The following is an 18,403-nucleotide window of genomic DNA, read 5'->3' as shown; positions in this document are numbered from 1 at the left end:
TCACGGACTGATTACTGATAAAAAGATGCTGCCTGGTTCAGCACAATAATATCCCGTTCTGCTCAGGTCGATGGTTTACGTGACCATACAGATGAGTGGGAATGAAAGTTAATGATGAGGTCCGTGAATGCCCCGCAGCACCTGGTTCAAAGCGTTATTGTTATTGGTCGCCCTCTGGGGGCCTGCAGTTCAGGCGGATATCGGTTGGCAACCGCTGCAAGAAACTATCCGTAAAAGCGATAAAGATACCCGGCAGTATCAGGCGATACGTCTTGATAATGACATGGTGGTGTTGCTGGTATCCGATCCGCAGGCTGTAAAGTCGCTTTCTGCGTTAGTGGTGCCCGTTGGATCGCTTGAAGATCCTGAGGCTCATCAGGGGCTTGCTCATTATCTTGAGCATATGTGCCTGATGGGGTCAAAAAAATATCCGCAGGCGGATAGCCTTGCCGAATACCTTAAAAGACATGGCGGTAGCCACAACGCCAGCACCGCGCCTTATCGAACAGCCTTCTACCTGGAGGTTGAAAACGACGCGCTTCCAGGCGCCGTAGATCGCCTGGCCGACGCCATTGCCGCGCCATTGCTCGATAAAAAGTATGCCGAACGCGAACGAAACGCGGTGAATGCCGAGCTGACGATGGCGCGCACCCGCGACGGTATGCGTATGGCGCAGGTAAGCGCCGAAACCATTAACCCGGCGCATCCAGGCTCGCACTTTTCTGGCGGCAATCTGGAAACGTTAAGCGATAAGCCGGGCAATCCGGTGCAACAGGCGTTGATCGCTTTTCATGAAAAATACTATTCATCTAATCTGATGAAGGCGGTGATTTACAGTAATAAACCCTTGCCGGAACTGGCGAGTATTGCCGCCGCAACCTATGGTCGCGTGCCGAATAAACAGATTAAAAAACCGGAAATTACCGTACCTGTCATCACCGAGGCGCAGAAGGGCATCATTATTCATTACGTGCCGGCGCTACCGCGTAAAGTGCTGCGCGTGGAGTTTCGTATTGATAACAATAGCGCGCAGTTCCGTAGCAAGACCGATGAACTGGTCTCTTATCTGATTGGCAATCGTAGCCCGGGGACGCTCTCTGACTGGCTGCAAAAACAAGGACTGGTCGAAGGTATTAGCGCGGATTCCGATCCGATTGTTAATGGTAACAGCGGCGTATTTGCCATTTCGGCAACGCTGACTGATAAAGGTTTGGCCAATCGTGATGAAGTCGTCGCAGCTATCTTTAGCTATCTCAATACGTTACGTGAAAAAGGGATAGATAAACGTTACTTTGACGAGCTGGCGCATGTGCTGGATCTCGACTTCCGCTATCCGTCGATTACCCGCGATATGGACTATGTCGAATGGCTGGCGGACACTATGATCCGCGTCCCGGTAGCGCATACGCTGGATGCGGCGAATATCGCCGATCGTTACGATCCTGCCGCTATCAAAAATCGCCTGGCGATGATGACGCCGCAGAATGCGCGCATCTGGTACATCAGTCCCCAGGAACCCCATAATAAGATTGCGTATTTTGTGGATGCGCCTTATCAGGTCGATAAGATTAGCGAACAGACGTTTAAAAACTGGCAGCAAAAAGCACAGGGCATTGCGTTGTCGCTGCCGGAGTTAAACCCCTATATTCCTGATGATTTCACGCTTGTGAAGAATGACAAAAACTACGTGCGGCCAGAACTGATTGTCGATAAAGCGGATTTGCGCGTGGTTTATGCGCCGAGTCGTTATTTCGCCAGCGAGCCAAAAGCTGACGTGAGCGTGGTATTGCGTAATCCGCAGGCGATGGACAGCGCCCGCAATCAGGTACTGTTCGCCCTTAATGATTATCTGGCGGGAATGGCGCTCGATCAGCTCAGCAACCAGGCGGCAGTAGGCGGCATTAGCTTTTCTACTAACGCCAACAATGGTCTGATGGTCACTGCGAACGGTTATACACAGCGTTTGCCGCAGCTTTTCCTGGCGTTGCTGGAAGGATATTTTAGCTACGACGCCACAGAGGAACAGCTGGCGCAGGCGAAATCCTGGTATACGCAGATGATGGATTCTGCGGAGAAGGGAAAAGCCTACGAACAGGCGATTATGCCAGTGCAGATGATTTCGCAGGTGCCTTATTTTTCCCGTGATGAACGTCGCGCTTTGCTGCCGTCCATTACGTTGAAAGAGGTGATGGCCTATCGTAATGCGTTAAAAACGGGCGCTCGTCCGGAATTTCTGGTTATAGGGAATATGAGCGAAGTCCAGGCGACCTCTCTGGCGCAAGATGTTCAAAAACAGCTCGCGGCGAACGGATCGGCGTGGTGTCGTAACAAAGACGTGGTGGTTGAGAAAAAGCAGTCCGTAATATTTGAAAAAGCGGGCAGTAGCACCGACTCCGCGTTAGCAGCGGTCTTTGTCCCGGTCGGCTACGACGAGTACGTCAGCGCCGCCTACAGCGCGATGTTAGGTCAGATTGTTCAACCGTGGTTTTACAATCAGCTACGAACCGAAGAGCAACTGGGATACGCCGTTTTCGCCTTTCCGATGAGCGTTGGCCGTCAGTGGGGAATGGGATTCCTGCTACAGAGCAACGATAAACAGCCCTCTTACCTGTGGCAACGCTATCAGGCATTTTTCCCTGACGCCGAGGCGAAGCTGAGGGCGATGAAGCCGGAAGAGTTCGCCCAAATTCAGCAGGCGATCATTACGCAAATGCGCCAGGCGCCGCAAACGTTGGGCGAAGAAGCATCCCGTTTAAGCAAGGATTTCGATCGGGGTAATATGCGCTTTGACTCGCGTGATAAAATCATCGCTCAGATAAAATTGCTGACGCCACAAAAGCTTGCCGACTTCTTCCACCAGGCGGTGGTGGAACCACAAGGTATGGCAATATTGTCACAGATTGCCGGTAGCCAGAATGGAAAAGCAGAATACGTGCATCCGACAGGCTGGAAAGTGTGGGATAACGTCAGCGCATTGCAGCAAACGTTACCTCTAATGAGCGAAAAGAATGAATGATGTCGCCGAGACTCTTGATCCTCTGCGCTTGCCCCTGACAGGCGAGCGTCTGATTGAAGCATCAGCGGGCACAGGCAAAACGTTTACTATCGCGGCGCTGTATCTGCGGTTATTGCTCGGTTTAGGCGGCAGTGCCGCATTTCCCCGTCCGTTGACCGTTGAAGAACTGCTGGTGGTAACCTTTACGGAGGCCGCCACTGAAGAGCTGCGTGGGCGAATCCGCAGTAATATCCATGAGTTGCGCATCGCCTGTCTGCGGGAAAGCACGGATAATCCGCTGTATGCCCGCTTGCTGGAAGAAATTAGCGACAAAAAGCAGGCCGCGCAGTGGTTATTACTGGCGGAACGACAAATGGACGAGGCCGCGGTCTTTACCATCCACGGTTTTTGCCAGCGTATGCTCAGCCTGAACGCTTTCGAATCCGGTATGTTGTTTGAGCAACAGCTTATTGAAGACGAATCTTTGTTGCGTTATCAGGCCTGCGCCGATTTCTGGCGGCGTCATTGCTATCCGCTGCCGCGCGACATCGCGCAGGTGGTGTTTGACGTGTGGAAGGGACCGAAGGCGCTCTTAAAGGATATCGATCGTTATCTGCAGGGCGAAGCGCCGGTCATTAAAGCGCCGCCATCGCAGGAGGAGACGCTGGCATCGCGTCATGAACAGATCCTGGCGCGCATCAACCAGGTGAAGCAGCAGTGGTGTGAGGCGGTTAGCGAGCTGGACGCGCTGATCGAATCATCCGGCATCGATCGCAGAAAGTTCAACCGCGGCAATCAGGCGAAATGGATCGAAAAGATCACCGCGTGGGCGCAAGAAGAGACTAAAAATTATCAATTACCTGAGGCGTTGGGAAAATTTTCACAGCGTTTTTTAGCTGAGCGCACCAAAGCTGGCGGCGTGACGCCCCAGCACCCATTGTTTGTCGCCATTGATAACCTGTTGGGCGAACCGCTATCGATTAAAGATCTGGTTCTTACCCGAGCGCTCTCAGAGATCCGTGAAACGGTGGCTCAGGAAAAACGCCGGCGCGGCGAGCTGGGGTTTGACGATATGCTCAGCCGTTTGGATACCGCGCTGCGTAGTGAAAGCGGCGAGGCGCTGGCTGCGGCGATTCGTACCCGTTTCCCGGTGGCGATGATCGATGAATTTCAGGATACCGACCCACAACAGTACCGTATTTTTCGCCGTATCTGGCGACATCAACCCGATACGGCGCTATTGCTGATTGGCGATCCTAAACAGGCGATTTATGCGTTTCGTGGCGCGGATATCTTTACCTACATGAAGGCTCGCAGCGAAGTGAGCGCGCACTATACGCTTGACACTAACTGGCGCTCCGCGCCGGGGATGGTGAATAGCGTTAACAAGCTGTTCAGTCAGATGAACGACGCCTTTATGTTCCGCGATATTCCCTTCAGTCCGGTAAAGTTTGCGCCCAGAAACCAGTCGCTGCAATTTAAAGTGAATGACGCGCCTCAACCGGCGATGACCCTGTGGCTAATGGAGGGGGAAAGCTGCGGTTCGGGCGATTATCAAAGTTATATGGCGCAGGTGTGCGCCACGCAAATTCGCGACTGGCTGCGCGCCGGGCAAACGGGCGACGCGCTGCTGACGAACGGCGATTCGTCGCGGCCCGTTCGCGCCTCGGATATCAGCGTGCTGGTGCGCAGCAGGCGGGAGGCCGCGCTGATACGGGATGCGCTGACCTTACTGGCGATCCCTTCCGTCTATCTTTCTAACCGCGACAGCGTATTCGAAACGCTCGAAGCGCAGGAGATGCTGTGGGTGTTGCAGGCGGTGATGGCGCCCGAACGTGAGAATACGCTGCGTAGCGCTCTGGCGACATCAATGATGGGCCTTACCGCGCTGGATATCGAAACGCTTAACAATGATGAAAATGCGTGGGATGCGGTTGTTGAAGAGTTTGATGGCTACCGACAGATTTGGCATAAACGCGGCGTGATGCCTATGCTGCGCGCGCTAATGTCGGCGCGCAATATTGCTGAAAACCTGCTGGCGACGGCGGGAGGCGAACGTCGGCTGACGGATATTCTGCATATTAGCGAACTGTTACAGGAAGCCGGTTCGCAGCTGGAAAGCGAACATGCGCTGGTGCGTTGGCTGGCGCAACATATCCTTGAACCCGATAGCAATGCTTCCAGCCAGCAACTACGTCTGGAAAGCGATAAGCATCTGGTGCAAATCGTCACCATTCATAAATCGAAAGGTCTGGAATACCCGCTGGTCTGGTTACCTTTTATCACCCATTTCCGCGTGCAGGACCAGGCTTTTTATCACGACAGGCACTCCTACGAGGCGGTGCTGGACCTTAGTCACGCCGAAGAGAGCATAGCACTGGCGGAAGCCGAGCGCCTGGCGGAAGACCTGCGCCTACTTTATGTCGCGCTGACCCGTGCAGTGTGGCATTGCAGCCTCGGCGTCGCGCCGCTGGTACGGCGTCGCAGCGATAAGAAAGGCGAGACGGATGTGCACCAAAGCGCGCTTGGGCGACTCCTGCAAAAAGGCGAACCGATGGATGCCGCAGGTCTTCGCGCCTGTATTGAGGCGCTATGCGACGAGGATATCGTGTGTCGAACGCCAGGCAACACGGATAACGACCGCTGGCAAATTGCCGCTGCATCGCACGCGGAACTCAGCGCCAGAACGCTGCAACGCCTGCTTTATGATAGCTGGCGCGTCACCAGTTATTCCGGTTTGCAGCAGCGGGGACATAGCATGGCGCAAGAGCTTATTCCTCGTCTCGACATTGACGCCGCAGGCGTTGGCGAAGCGGCGGAAGCGCCGGCAATGACGCCGCATCACTTTCCTCGCGGGGCATCGCCGGGAACATTTTTGCACAGCCTGTTTGAAGAGCTTGATTTTACTCAACCGATAAACCCCCAATGGGTACAGGAAAAACTGGAGCTGAGTGGTTTTGAAACGCGATGGGAGCCCGTACTTACCCGCTGGCTGGACACCGTGTTGCACGTTCCCCTTAACGAGACGGGCGTTAGTCTGAGCGTGCTGACCGAGCGTGAAAAACAGGTCGAAATGGAGTTTTATCTGCCGATTGCCCAGCCGCTTACCGCCGGAGAGCTGGATGCGTTGATTCGTCGATACGACCCGCTTTCAGCAGGTTGCCCTGCGCTGGATTTCATGCAGGTTCGCGGCATGTTAAAGGGCTTTATCGACCTGGTGTTCCGTTATGAAGGGCGCTATTACCTGCTCGACTATAAATCTAACTGGCTGGGCGAGGATAGCGCCGCTTATACCCAGACGGCGATGGCTGCGGCGATGCAGGCGCATCGCTATGATTTGCAGTACCAGCTTTATACGCTGGCATTGCACCGTTACCTTCGTCATCGAATGGCGGATTACGACTATGAACGCCATTTCGGCGGCGTCATCTATCTCTTTTTACGCGGGGTGGATAGCGAACGTCCGCAGCAGGGTATTTTTACCACTCGTCCTGCGGCGGCGTTAATTAACCAACTGGATGATATGTTTGCAGGTGAAATGAGTGAGGAGGCGCAATGACAATCCAGGAGCGGTTGCTGGAGGCCGTTGAACAAAAACTCTTACGGCCCATTGATGCCCAGTTTGCTTTAACCGTCGCCGGTAACGACGATCCCGCCGTGACGCTGGCGGCAGCGCTGCTTAGTCATGACGCAGGTGAAGGTCACGTGTGTCTGCCGTTGTCGCGTTTAACGTTAACGGAGGAGGCGCATCCCTTACTGGTCGCCTGGATAAGCGAAACGGCTACGCCAATCGACTGGAAAAAGCGGTTACTGGCGTCTGCGGCGGTTAGCTGCGGCGATAGCCCCGCGCCGTTAATTCTGTGCGGAGATCGCCTCTACCTGAATCGCATGTGGTGCAACGAGCGTACGGTTGCGCGCTTTTTTAACGAAGTTAACCAGGCCATCGCCGTAGATGAAGATCAGTTATCCCGTATTCTGGACGCGCTATTCCCTCCGACAGACGAGGTGAACTGGCAAAAGGTGGCCGCCGCCGTAGCGCTAACTCGCCGTATCTCCGTGATTTCAGGCGGTCCCGGTACCGGTAAAACCACCACCGTCGCGAAGTTGCTGGCGGCATTAATTCAAATGGCGGATGGCGAACGTTGCCGTATCCGGCTGGCAGCGCCGACCGGGAAAGCGGCCGCACGCCTGACGGAGTCGCTCGGCGCGGCGTTGCGTCAGCTTCCACTTACCGATGCGCAGAAAAAGCGTATACCGGAGGACGCCAGTACGCTGCACCGACTGCTAGGCGCACAGCCCGGCAGCCAGCGATTACGCCATCATGCGGGCAACCCGCTGCATCTGGACGTGCTGGTGGTCGATGAAGCATCAATGATTGATTTGCCGATGATGTCACGTTTGATTGACGCTCTGCCGCCGCACGGGCGGGTCATTTTTCTTGGCGATCGCGATCAGTTGGCATCCGTTGAGGCGGGCGCTGTGTTGGGCGATATTTGCGCCTATGTCAACGCAGGGTTTACGGCGGAACGCGCCCGACAGCTAAGTCGACTAACAGGGAGCGCTATTCCGGCGGGGGCCGGAACGCAAGCCGCGTCTTTACGCGATAGCCTCTGTTTGTTGCAAAAGAGCTACCGTTTCGGCAGCGATTCTGGCATCGGCAAGCTGGCGGCGGCGATTAACTGCGGCGACAGGTCGGCAATCCAGGCGGTTTTTCAGCAGGGGTTTAGCGATATAGAGAAGCGTACATTGCAAAGCAGCGACGATTATGCCGGGATGCTGGATGAAGCGCTGGCGGGCTATGGTCGCTACCTGCGGTTGCTGCATGAGAAAGCGACGCCGGAGGCAATCCTTCAGGCTTTCAATGAGTATCAACTGCTTTGCGCGCTGCGTGAAGGCCCATTTGGCGTGAGGGGACTGAATGACCGCATTGAGCAGGCGATGGTGCAGCAACGAAAAATTCAGCGGCACCCGCACTCTCGCTGGTATGAAGGGCGTCCGGTAATGATTGCGCGCAACGATAGCGCGTTGGGGCTATTTAACGGCGATATTGGTATTGCGCTCGATCGCGGGCAGGGGTTACGCGTCTGGTTTGTGATGCCGGACGGCACGATCAAGTCCGTTCAGCCCAGCCGTCTGCCGGAACATGATACAACCTGGGCGATGACGGTACATAAATCACAGGGGTCTGAATTTGATCACGCCGCGCTGATTTTACCCAGCCAACGTTCGCCGGTCGTGACGCGGGAGCTGGTGTATACCGCTGTTACGCGGGCGCGGCAGCGGTTATCGCTGTATGCCGATGAACGGATCCTGGCAGGCGCGATTGTGACGCGTACGGAGCGGCGCAGCGGATTAGCCACCTTATTTGATGAAGTCGGTCGTACCGGATAAGACGAGTTCTCGCCGGATGGCGACGCGTAGCGTCTTATCCGGCCTCCAAATGATGATTTCGAGCGTAGGCCTGATAAGCGCAGCGCCATCAGGCCCCCCTCGTTACCCTAAATCCGCCATCAGCACCTTTGAACGTCGCTGATAGTTATACATTTTTTTCTTGCTCTCAGGCAGTAACTCAATATCGACAGGCGTGAAACCGCGCTCCTGGAACCAGTGAATACTGCGCGTCGTCAGCACAAACAATTTACGCAGCCCCATTTGCCGCGCCTGGGCGGCAACCCGCTCCAGAAGCACTTCTCCACGCGATGAGCTGCGATAATCCGGATGTACCGCTACGCAGGCCATTTCGCCTATTTTCTCTTCCACAAAAGGATACAGCGCCGCGCAGGCGATAGTCATATTATCGCGCTGAATAATGGTAAATTTATCGATCTCCATCTCCAGTTGTTCACGGGAACGGCGAACCAGAATGCCCTGCTGTTCCAGTGGGCGGATAAGCTCCAGAATACCGCCAATATCGTTGATGGTGGCGCGGCGGATCTGCTCGGCGCTCTCCATGACGATCTGCGTACCGATACCATCACGCGAGAACAGTTCCTGTAATAGCGAGCCATCTTCCTGATAGCTGATCAGATGGCAACGACGAACGCCGCTACGACAGGCTTTTACCGCGCCGCGCAAAAAACGTACGGTTCCGGAGTTGTAGTCGCCCTGCGCTTCCAACTCTTCCACCCGCGCCTGCGCTTCATTCGGGAAGAGTTCAGAAATGATGCCGCCCTCGCTATTGGTAACGCCCTGAGAAGAACAGAAACCGATCATTTTTTCCGCTTTCAGTTTAACGGCGAGTTGAGTGGCAATCTCTTCTGAGGTCAGATTAAAACTTTCGCCGGTCACTGAGACGGCGACCGGCCCCATCAGAACGATCGCGCCGTTATCCAGCTGGCGGTTGATCGCATCTTCATCAATGCGCCGGATACGGCCGCTGTGACAGTAGTCCACGCCATCATCAACGCCCAGCGGCTGCGCAATGGTGAAATTGCCACTGACGACATTAATGTGCGCGCCCTGCAACGGCGTATTGTTCAGACTCATCGACAGACGGGCGGTAATATCAAGCTGGAGTAAACCGGCGGCCTGTTTCACCAGCTCCAGTGCTTTGGCGTCCGTCACCCGCGTGTTTTTGTGGTAAATCGGTTCATGATGATGCGCGGCCAGATTGGCGTCGATTTGCGGTCGCGCGCCATACACCACGACAAGGCGAATACCGAGGCTATGCAGTAGCCCGATATCGCTAACGATGCTGGAAAAATTGTCATGCTCAATGGCTTCGCCGCCGAGCATAATGACAAAGGTTTTTCCGCGATGGGTGTTGATATAGGGAACTGAATGGCGAAACCCTTCTACCAGTTCGGTTTTACGTTCCTTTATCATTGCGCGCCCCACTAGTGAATTATTATTCGAAATTAGTGTATTTTTATTCTGTTTTTGCCCTCTGTGCAAGCGTAAATTTTATGCGGTCCGATCGCTTTTCTTAGTAATGCCGTGAATATAAAAAGAATGTTTACCCTTTTATAGATGACAGATTATGCGTCATTCGCTAAAGTTTCCGGTCAATTTGGATGAACTTTGTATGATCTCTATTTAGTTTTTGCTCGGGAGAAGCATGTCGGGAGCCAATTCAGCAATCAGCCGTCGCCGTTTACTACAAGGCGCGGGCGCCATGTGGCTATTAAGCGTGAGCCAGGTCGGGCTGGCTGCCGTAAGCCAGGTCGTTGCGGTGCGTATCTGGCCTGCGTCCAGCTATACCCGCGTCACGGTAGAGTCGAATCGTCTGCTGAAATATAAACAATTTGCCTTAAGTAACCCGGACCGCGTGGTGGTAGATATTGAGGATGTGAATCTGAACTCGGTGCTTAAAGGCATTGGCGCGCAGATTCGCAGCGACGATCCGTATATCAAATCCGCAAGGGTAGGGCAGTTTGATCCTAAGACTGTGCGTATGGTCTTTGAGCTAAAACAAAACGTGAAGCCGCAGCTATTTGCGCTGGCGCCTGTGGCAGGCTTTAAAGAACGTCTGGTGATGGATCTTTATCCTGCCAATGCGCAGGATATGCAGGATCCGCTGCTGGCGCTGCTGGAAGACTACAATAAAGGCGATCTGGATAAACAAGTGCCGCCTTCGCAAAGCGGGCCGCAGCCCGGTAAAGCGGGGCGCGACCGCCCCATTGTCATTATGCTTGATCCGGGACACGGCGGCGAAGACCCCGGCGCGATAGGCAAATACAAAACGCGTGAAAAAGACGTGGTGCTCCAGATAGCCCGCCGCCTGCGCGCGTTGATCGAAAAAGAAGGCAACATGAAGGTCTATATGACGCGCAATGAAGACATCTTCATTCCGTTAAAAGTCCGGGTGGCGAAAGCGCAGAAACAGCGCGCCGACCTGTTTGTCTCTATTCATGCGGATGCCTTCACCAGCCGGCAGCCTAGCGGTTCATCCGTATTCGCACTATCGACCAAAGGCGCCACCAGTACCGCGGCGAAATATCTGGCGCAAACGCAGAACGCCTCGGACTTAATTGGCGGCGTGAGCAAAAGCGGTGACCGTTATGTCGACCATACAATGTTCGATATGGTGCAATCGCTGACCATTGCCGATAGTTTGAAATTCGGTAAAGCGGTGTTGAAGCAGCTTGGTAAAATTAATGACCTGCATAAAAACAAGGTCGAGCAGGCGGGGTTTGCGGTGTTAAAGGCGCCCGATATTCCGTCTATTCTGGTCGAGACGGCGTTTATCAGTAACATTGAAGAAGAACGCAAGCTCAAGACCGCGACGTTCCAGCAACAGGTCGCAGAGTCGATTCTGGCGGGCATTAAAGCGTATTTTGCCGATGGGGCGACGCTGGCGAGAAGAAGTTAACCTGAGATGACGGCGAGTTTATTGCGCGGGTAAGTAGGATGCTGCCCGCACTGTCGTTGCGGACCAGACGACAGATACAAAAAAACACCCGTAAGGGTGTTCATTAAGTTGGTTGCGGGGGCCGGATTTGAACCGACGACCTTCGGGTTATGAGCCCGACGAGCTACCAGGCTGCTCCACCCCGCGTCCGTCTAAACTTGCATTCTCATTGTAATTGGTTGCGGGGGCCGGATTTGAACCGACGACCTTCGGGTTATGAGCCCGACGAGCTACCAGGCTGCTCCACCCCGCGTCCGTGGATGCGCACTATACTCCGCTGAGCTTTTGTTGCAACCCTTTTTTCATATAAATCGCTAATTTCTCATGAATTGCGCAAATACACCGCAGATAGCGCGATTTTTAAACGAATTTACATAATGAGATCGCGATCGCATTTCATTACTCCGGACGGTTTGTTATCTTCACCGGGCACTTTCGATTACGCAGAAGACGAGACACCATGAAAGGACGTTGGGCAAAATATGTGGCGACAGGCGTAATGCTGGCAATGCTGGCTGCCTGTTCATCAAAACCGACCGATCGCGGTCAGCAATATAAGGACGGGAAATTTACCCAGCCCTTCTCCCTGGTAAACCAGCCGGACGCGGTGGGCGCGCCGATTAATGCTGGTGACTTTGCCGAGCAGGTCAACCAGATCCGTTCCGCGTCGCCGCGTTTATACACCAATCAAAGCAACGTCTATAACGCTGTCCAGAACTGGTTACGTTCCGGAGGCGATACGCGCACTATGCGCCAGTTTGGTATTGATGCCTGGCAGATGGAAGGCACCGACAACTACGGTAACGTCCAGTTCACGGGCTACTATACGCCCGTCGTTCAGGCTCGCCATACGCGCCAGGGCGCGTTCCAGTATCCTATCTATAGTATGCCGCCAAAACGCGGACGCTTACCGTCCCGCGCTCAGATCTACGCAGGCGCGCTGAGCGATAAGTACATCCTGGCCTGGAGTAATTCGCTGATGGATAACTTTATTATGGATGTCCAGGGCAGCGGTTATATTGATTTCGGTGACGGTAGTCCGCTGAACTTCTTTAGTTATGCCGGTAAAAACGGCTGGCCTTATCGCAGTATTGGTAAAGTGCTTATCGATCGCGGTGAAGTGAAAAAAGAAGATATGTCGATGCAGGCTATACGCGAATGGGGAGAGAAGCACAGCGAAGCGGAAGTGCGTGAATTACTGGAGCAGAACCCGTCGTTCGTCTTCTTTAAGCCGCAATCTTTTGCGCCGGTCAAAGGCGCCAGCGCTGTACCGCTGATTGGGCGAGCATCCGTCGCCTCCGACCGCAGCATCATTCCGCCTGGCACGACCTTGTTGGCGGAAGTACCGTTGCTGGATAACAACGGTAAATTTAGCGGTCAGTATGAGCTACGTTTGATGGTCGCGCTGGACGTCGGCGGAGCGATTAAAGGCCAGCACTTTGATATTTACCAGGGGATTGGCCCGGATGCCGGGCATCGTGCCGGATGGTATAATCACTATGGTCGCGTCTGGGTGTTAAAAAGCGCGCCGGGCGCCGGTAACGTGTTTAGCGGCTGATTGTGGTATTCTGCGACAACCGGATTGCCCGATAACGCGATCGCTATCGGGCCTGAAAATAGTGAGCAGGGGTGAGGAATAACCTCACCTTTTTTTATTCTGAGGTCATATGTCAGTGGTGATAAGTGATGCCTGGCGCCAACGCTTTGGCGGCACCGCGCGTCTGTACGGTGAAAAAGCGCTGCAGCGGTTTGCTGAGGCGCATATCTGCGTCGTGGGAATCGGCGGGGTGGGATCATGGGCGGCAGAGGCGCTGGCGCGTACGGGCATCGGCGCGATTACGCTGATTGATATGGACGATGTCTGCGTGACCAATACGAACCGTCAGATCCATGCGTTGCGTGATAACGTCGGGTTGGCGAAAGCGGAAGTGATGGCCGAACGGATTCGGCAAATTAACCCGGAGTGCCGGGTAACGGTTATCGATGATTTCATCACGCCGGATAATGTGGCGGGTTATATGGACGCGGGTTTTACCTATGTCATTGACGCCATTGACAGCGTTCGTCCAAAAGCCGCTCTGATTGCGTACTGTCGCCGATATAAGGTTCCTTTAGTGACCACTGGCGGCGCGGGCGGGCAGATCGATCCGACGCAAATCCAGGTCGCTGATTTGGCGAAAACCATACAGGATCCGCTGGCGGCAAAACTGCGCGAGAGATTGAAACATAATTTTGGCGTAGTGAAGAACAGTAAAGGTAAGCTGGGCGTGGACTGTGTTTTTTCCACTGAAGCGCTGGTTTACCCACAGGCGGACGGTTCCGTATGCGCGATGAAAGCTACCGCAGAAGGGCCAAAACGGATGGATTGCGCCTCTGGCTTCGGCGCGGCGACGATGGTGACGGCAACGTTCGGTTTTGTCGCCGTTTCCCATGCGCTGAAGAAGATCATGGCTAAAGCGGCGCGACAAGAATAAAAGGACGGGGCGGAGTGTCACGCAGACGCGTATCCGGCCCTGCGCCCTTTGTTAGCGAAAGAAGCGCTGTACCCTGCCGAACACCGGTTTCAGACGGGCGCGGAGATAATGGGAATATAAATTTTCAGATATGCATAGAAACAACCCGAACCATACTGCACAAAAGCAGAGCAGTTCCGCGTAATTAATGTGCTCGCCAAATATCATAATGGCAAGTAAGAACTGTAACGACGGCTCTATATATTGCGCCAGTCCGGTGACAATCAACGAGGTGTGATTTAACGCGATGGCAAATAATACCAGTGGAATGATCGTCACTGGCGCCGTCATGACATACAAAAAGAAAGGAGTATTAGCGGATATAATTGGTCCGCTATCGCTAAAGAGAAAGATTAATAGTGAGACAGGCAATGCCCATAATGTTTCAATCGTTATCGATGTCATCACATCATAATGTATAAACTTTCGCGCCAGGCCATATAGCGCAAATGATAATCCCATGGTTAGCGCCAGCGCCGGGAAATGCCGTAGCATGATAATTTGAAAAGTCAGGCCACAGACACCAGAAAAAACGGCGATGGCCTGAAACAACGACAGTTTTTCTTTAAGAAAAATGCATCCCAGCGCAATAACAAATAGCGGGTTGATAAAATAGCCGAGGCTGGCATCAAGCACCAGATGATGGGTTAGCGCATAAATAAAAGATGACCATGAGACAATCATCAAAAGTCCGGCGATCATGCAGAAGAAAAAAGATTTTTTATCTTTCCAGGCATCATGAAATCGCGTTCGCTGCCGAAATAACAATCTTACTGCCAGTAATAATGGAATTGACCAGAACACCCGGTATATCAATATTTGTGCGAGATTTCCCCCTGATAAATATTGATAATATAAAGGTGTTAACCCCCATAATATAAATGCCAGTACCACAAACATGGTACCGCTACGCAGATATTTTTCCACTTATCCATATCCTGTTATAACTTCACCCGATACGTATGAATTTTCCAGTTCTCCTGCTACGCTACATCGAGTGGCTTTATTTACTCTAAAATCTTCACGCCGTTTTAACATGGATTCTAACATTGTAATTTCATTGTGATAGCTGATAAAAATCAAAAGAATGTTTATCAGGGAAATCTGACGCCGAAACTAATAAAGTGACTGGATTATTTTATCTGCATCGCCTGACCGCCGCGGACGGCGCTGTCAGGCGACAGAATATTTACGCTATTTCAACGCTTATGCGTTGCGGCAACAATCGCTTCGCTCAGCGCGTTCAGCCCCTGACTGCGTGAGGCGCTAAGCTGGGCGCGTAAACCCAGCTCATCAAACAGCGCCAGCGGTGAACGAGCCTGCAACTCGGCGGCGTTTTTTCCTTCCACCGCGGTGAGCAATACCGCCAGCAGGCCGCGGACAATCCGCCCCTCACTGTCGCCGAAAAAGTGCATCGTTCCGTTATCTGATCGGGTAAAGCCCAGCCAGACGCGGTTCTCGCAGCCGGCTATCTCCTTCGCCTGCGCTTTGCATTCATCCGGCAGCGCGGGGAGCTGTTTTCCTAACAGAATCAACTGACGATATTTATCCTCCCACTGGGTCAGCGGGAGAAAGATAGCGCGTAACGTCTCTTCCGTTACCGTTGTGCCGAACGGGTGTTCGGTATAAAGAGGGTTTGTCATTAATCCACCAGCAGTTCCAGCGCGCGGTCAACGGCGTTAACCAACGCATCCACATCATGTTGGGTATTATACGGCGCAAAAGAGGCGCGCAGAGTCCCTGTGACGCCAAGTTCCGCCAGCAATGGCTGGGCGCAATGTTGCCCGGCCCGGAGCGCAATACCGTATTCCGCCAGCAGCGTCACCATATCGCCGTGGTGCACGCCGACAAAATCAAAGGCCAGCAGGCTGGAGTCCTGGCAGCGGAACGAACGAAAGCCCGGGCGTTTCGCCAGTGCGTCTTCCGCCAGCGTCGCCAGCCCCCGGCTCCAGTTTTCGGCCTGTTCAATATCGATATCGGACAGCCATTCCAGCGCAGCGCTCAGGCCGATGACCCCGGCGACGTTCGGCGTTCCCGCTTCCAGCTTCCAGGGAGCGCTTTGAGTGGTGAAGCCTTCAAAGCTAACGTCACGGATCATCTTGCCGCCGCCGAGCCAGGGCGACATCGCCTCAAGAAGCTCCGGCTTACCGTACAGCACGCCGATACCGGTCGGGCCATACAGTTTGTGAGCGGAAAAAGCATAAAAATCGATATCAAGCTGCTGAACATCCGCCGGGAAGTGTACCGCGCCTTGCGCGCCATCTACCATCACGACCATTCCCGCTGCGTGAGCGGCGCTGATAGCGCTTGCGAGATCCGGACAGCCGCCCGTTACGTTCGACATTTGCCCCAGCGCCAGAATGCGGCTGCGCGACGTGATCAGTTCCGGCAGACGCTCAACATCAGGAAGACGCCGGTCATTAAGCGGCAGTTTTATGACCTGCGCGCCGGTTTGTTGCGCCACCATCAGCCAGGGCACAAGGTTGGCGTGATGCTCGGCGACGCTAACGATAATTTCATCGCCGGGGCGCAGACGAGGACGGGCGTAACACTGCGCCACCATGTTGATCGCTTCGGTGGTGCCGCGTGTCCAGACGATACTTTTTTCATCGGGCGCGTTTAACAGTCGCGCCGCTTTTGCTCTGGCCGCTTCATATTGCGCCGTCAGGCGCTGCGCCTGCGCAAACTGGCTACGATGAACGTTACCGGCGCTCAAACAATAAAACTGGTGCGTGGCGTCAATGACTGCCTGTGGCTTTAATGCCGTGGCGGCGCTATCGAGATAAACACCCGCATCGGCTAGCGCGGGAAACTGCGCGCGAAACTGCGTGGGATTAAAAGCGTTCATGATATTCCTCGGTTCAGTTTACCGATCGTGGCGTAAAAGCGCGGCTGATACAAGGTTTGTCCTAACCATCGGAATCGTCTGTATATCCTGGCGAATTATGTAAAGGAGGTTATGCTGAATAATGTTAGGCGAATGTTTAAGCCTGTTACGGAGTCCGCTTTAAATAGCACAAACAGCTTTAAGGAGAAGAAGATGAAAAAGACTGCCGCAATTATCTCTGCATGTATGCTGACTTTTGCCCTGAGCGCCTGTTCCGGTCCTAATTACGTTATGCACACCAATGATGGACGTAGCATTGTGACCGACGGTAAACCCCAGACCGATAACGATACCGGTATGATTTCGTATAAAGACGCTAATGGCAACAAACAGCAGATCAATCGTACTGACGTGAAAGAGATGGTGGCTCTGGAAAACTAACCGTTTGTTATACAAAAAAAAGCACCGCAATATGGCGGTGCTACATTAATCACTATGGACAGACAGGGTAAATGTACAGGAAGTGAAAAAGGGTAGTCTCGCTACCGTGGTCTGAATCGCAGACCAATTGCAAACACAACAACACAACATCACAACCGTAAGCCAAAAGCCCATCAGAACACGCATTCCGATAAAACTTTTCGTTCCGGCTCAGGAAGTGCCGCCACTATAGGTATTTGCTGGTAGAACCTCAACGGACAATTTATAATGTCTCAGATTAAAAAAACTAATAGGTTACATGTTGTTACCTATTTGTTAAATTCATTCGACATTAAGTCCAGAGGCCATGTCAAAACGATTACCTCCTTTAAATGCGTTACGCGTTTTTGATGCTGCCGCGCGCCATTTGAGCTTTACGCGAGCAGCGGAAGAACTTTTTGTGACGCAGGCCGCAGTAAGCCACCAAATTAAGTCACTTGAGGATTTTTTGGGGCTAAAACTGTTCCGCCGCCGCAATCGTTCGCTGCTGCTGACGGAAGAAGGCCAAAGCTATTTTCTCGACATTAAAGAGATATTTTCCCAGCTCACGGAAGCAACGCGTAAGCTCCAGGCGCGCAGTGCCAAAGGGGCGCTGACGGTGAGTTTACCGCCCAGTTTTGCCATCCAGTGGCTGGTGCCCAGGCTCTCCAGCTTTAACTCAGCTTATCCGGGAATTGACGTTCGGATACAAGCCGTTGACCGTCAGGAAGATAAACTGGCAGACGATGTCGATGTCGCGATTTTTTATGGCCGGGGAAACTGGCCGGGCTTGCGCGTCGAAAAATTATACGCAGAATATTTACTGCCCGTCTGTTCTCCTTTATTGCTCACAGGCGAAAAACCGTTAAAAACGCCGGAAGATCTGGCGAAACACACGCTATTGCACGATGCCTCCCGGCGTGACTGGCAGGCCTACACTCGTCAGTTAGGACTCAACCATATTAACGTTCAGCAAGGGCCGATATTTAGCCACAGCGCGATGGTGCTACAGGCCGCTATTCACGGACAGGGGATCGCGCTGGCGAATAATGTTATGGCGCAGTCGGAAATTGAAGCCGGGCGACTGGTGTGTCCATTTAACGATGTTCTGGTGAGTAAGAATGCTTTTTATCTGGTTTGTCATGACAGCCAGGCAGAACTGGGTAAAATAGCCGCCTTCCGTCAGTGGATTTTGGCGAAGGCGGCGACGGAGCAAGAAAAATTCCGTTTTCGTTACGAACAATAATTAACTTAGGGTA

General features: G+C 53.3%; 12 protein-coding genes and 2 tRNA genes. 8 read left to right on the top strand and 6 right to left on the bottom strand.

The genetic code is table 11. The annotated features are described in order from the left end of the window. Positions 1–127: 127 nt before the first annotated feature. The 3 genes from ptrA to recD are packed head-to-tail and all read left to right on the top strand — an operon-like array spanning position 128 to position 8,386. Positions 128–3,016, top strand: a complete 2,889-nt coding sequence (gene ptrA, locus EOS97_RS04250; RefSeq protein ID WP_001138241.1) for a pitrilysin — start codon at positions 128–130, stop codon at positions 3,014–3,016. After that, complete coding sequence (gene recB / locus EOS97_RS04245) at positions 3,009–6,554, top strand: exodeoxyribonuclease V subunit beta (RefSeq protein WP_001000528.1); 3,546 nt, start codon at positions 3,009–3,011, stop codon at positions 6,552–6,554. The genes ptrA and recB overlap by 8 nt, the downstream gene beginning before the upstream one ends. After that, positions 6,551–8,386, top strand: coding sequence for an exodeoxyribonuclease V subunit alpha (gene recD, locus EOS97_RS04240; RefSeq protein ID WP_127836122.1), 1,836 nt, complete (start codon positions 6,551–6,553; stop codon positions 8,384–8,386). Before recB ends, recD begins: the two co-directional genes overlap by 4 nt. A 102-nt stretch (positions 8,387–8,488) precedes the next feature. Here recD and argA read toward each other — a convergent pair whose 3' ends face one another. Then, the gene (gene argA, locus EOS97_RS04235; protein WP_000588964.1) at positions 8,489–9,820 is read right to left on the bottom strand and encodes an amino-acid N-acetyltransferase; all 1,332 of its coding nucleotides are present in this window, start codon (positions 9,818–9,820) and stop codon (positions 8,489–8,491) included. A 232-nt stretch (positions 9,821–10,052) separates the two neighbouring features. Between argA and amiC the strand changes: the two genes are divergently transcribed. Further along, positions 10,053–11,306 (top strand): N-acetylmuramoyl-L-alanine amidase AmiC, encoded by a 1,254-nt coding sequence (amiC, locus tag EOS97_RS04230; protein ID WP_000011919.1) that lies wholly within the window; start codon positions 10,053–10,055, stop codon positions 11,304–11,306. Between the two features lie 109 nt (positions 11,307–11,415). Here amiC and EOS97_RS04225 read toward each other — a convergent pair. Next, positions 11,416–11,492 (bottom strand) — tRNA-Met (locus EOS97_RS04225). A gap of 29 nt (positions 11,493–11,521) precedes the next feature. Then, positions 11,522–11,598, bottom strand: a tRNA-Met gene (locus tag EOS97_RS04220). 207 nt (positions 11,599–11,805) lie between these two features. Here EOS97_RS04220 and mltA point away from each other — a divergent pair. Next, positions 11,806–12,903: a murein transglycosylase A gene (mltA, locus tag EOS97_RS04215; protein ID WP_000678626.1), complete on the top strand. Its 1,098-nt coding sequence runs from the start codon at positions 11,806–11,808 to the stop codon at positions 12,901–12,903. A 109-nt stretch (positions 12,904–13,012) separates the two neighbouring features. Continuing rightward, positions 13,013–13,819, top strand: a complete 807-nt coding sequence (gene tcdA / locus EOS97_RS04210; protein WP_000117742.1) for a tRNA cyclic N6-threonylcarbamoyladenosine(37) synthase TcdA — start codon at positions 13,013–13,015, stop codon at positions 13,817–13,819. 51 nt (positions 13,820–13,870) lie between these two features. On the opposite strand, the gene rarD is transcribed toward tcdA, so the two are convergent. The 3 genes from rarD to csdA all read right to left on the bottom strand — a co-directional run bounded on the left by rarD (position 13,871) and on the right by csdA (position 16,706). Next, positions 13,871–14,758, bottom strand: a complete 888-nt coding sequence (gene rarD / locus EOS97_RS04205) for an EamA family transporter RarD (protein WP_077248417.1) — start codon at positions 14,756–14,758, stop codon at positions 13,871–13,873. A gap of 299 nt (positions 14,759–15,057) precedes the next feature. Next, positions 15,058–15,501: a cysteine desulfurase sulfur acceptor subunit CsdE gene (gene csdE, locus EOS97_RS04200; RefSeq protein WP_000184191.1), complete on the bottom strand. Its 444-nt coding sequence runs from the start codon at positions 15,499–15,501 to the stop codon at positions 15,058–15,060. Then, positions 15,501–16,706, bottom strand: a complete 1,206-nt coding sequence (csdA, locus tag EOS97_RS04195; protein ID WP_000991053.1) for a cysteine desulfurase CsdA — start codon at positions 16,704–16,706, stop codon at positions 15,501–15,503. The genes csdE and csdA overlap by 1 nt, the downstream gene beginning before the upstream one ends. A gap of 192 nt (positions 16,707–16,898) precedes the next feature. On the opposite strand from csdA, the gene EOS97_RS04190 reads away from it, so the two are divergent. Both EOS97_RS04190 and gcvA read left to right on the top strand, forming a co-directional pair. Next, positions 16,899–17,126, top strand: a complete 228-nt coding sequence (locus EOS97_RS04190; RefSeq protein WP_000750393.1) for a YgdI/YgdR family lipoprotein — start codon at positions 16,899–16,901, stop codon at positions 17,124–17,126. 346 nt (positions 17,127–17,472) lie between these two features. Further along, a complete protein-coding gene (gcvA, locus tag EOS97_RS04185; RefSeq protein WP_000044409.1) occupies positions 17,473–18,390 on the top strand; it encodes a glycine cleavage system transcriptional regulator GcvA in 918 nt (305 codons plus the stop codon). Positions 18,391–18,403 lie beyond the last annotated feature (13 nt).

It is taken from the genome of Salmonella sp. SSDFZ54 (genome assembly GCF_004010735.1).
Classification (GTDB): domain Bacteria; phylum Pseudomonadota; class Gammaproteobacteria; order Enterobacterales; family Enterobacteriaceae; genus Salmonella; species Salmonella enterica.
The sequence above is the reverse complement of the archived record's forward strand: the minus strand, read 5'-3'. Positions and strand labels throughout refer to the sequence as shown.

Bases quoted from the DNA above. Each gene is read 5' to 3' on its own strand.
- mltA (WP_000678626.1), top strand. From the start codon at position 11,806: ATGAAAGGACGTTGGGCAAAATATGTGGCGACAGGCGTAATGCTGGCA.
- argA (WP_000588964.1), bottom strand. From the start codon at position 9,820: ATGATAAAGGAACGTAAAACCGAACTGGTAGAAGGGTTTCGCCATTCA.
- recB (WP_001000528.1), top strand. From the start codon at position 3,009: ATGAATGATGTCGCCGAGACTCTTGATCCTCTGCGCTTGCCCCTGACA.
- csdE (WP_000184191.1), bottom strand. From the start codon at position 15,501: ATGACAAACCCTCTTTATACCGAACACCCGTTCGGCACAACGGTAACG.
- recD (WP_127836122.1), top strand. From the start codon at position 6,551: ATGACAATCCAGGAGCGGTTGCTGGAGGCCGTTGAACAAAAACTCTTA.
- csdA (WP_000991053.1), bottom strand. From the start codon at position 16,706: ATGAACGCTTTTAATCCCACGCAGTTTCGCGCGCAGTTTCCCGCGCTA.
- ptrA (WP_001138241.1), top strand. From the start codon at position 128: ATGCCCCGCAGCACCTGGTTCAAAGCGTTATTGTTATTGGTCGCCCTC.
- EOS97_RS04190 (WP_000750393.1), top strand. From the start codon at position 16,899: ATGAAAAAGACTGCCGCAATTATCTCTGCATGTATGCTGACTTTTGCC.
- gcvA (WP_000044409.1), top strand. From the start codon at position 17,473: ATGTCAAAACGATTACCTCCTTTAAATGCGTTACGCGTTTTTGATGCT.
- tcdA (WP_000117742.1), top strand. From the start codon at position 13,013: ATGTCAGTGGTGATAAGTGATGCCTGGCGCCAACGCTTTGGCGGCACC.
- rarD (WP_077248417.1), bottom strand. From the start codon at position 14,758: ATGTTTGTGGTACTGGCATTTATATTATGGGGGTTAACACCTTTATAT.
- amiC (WP_000011919.1), top strand. From the start codon at position 10,053: ATGTCGGGAGCCAATTCAGCAATCAGCCGTCGCCGTTTACTACAAGGC.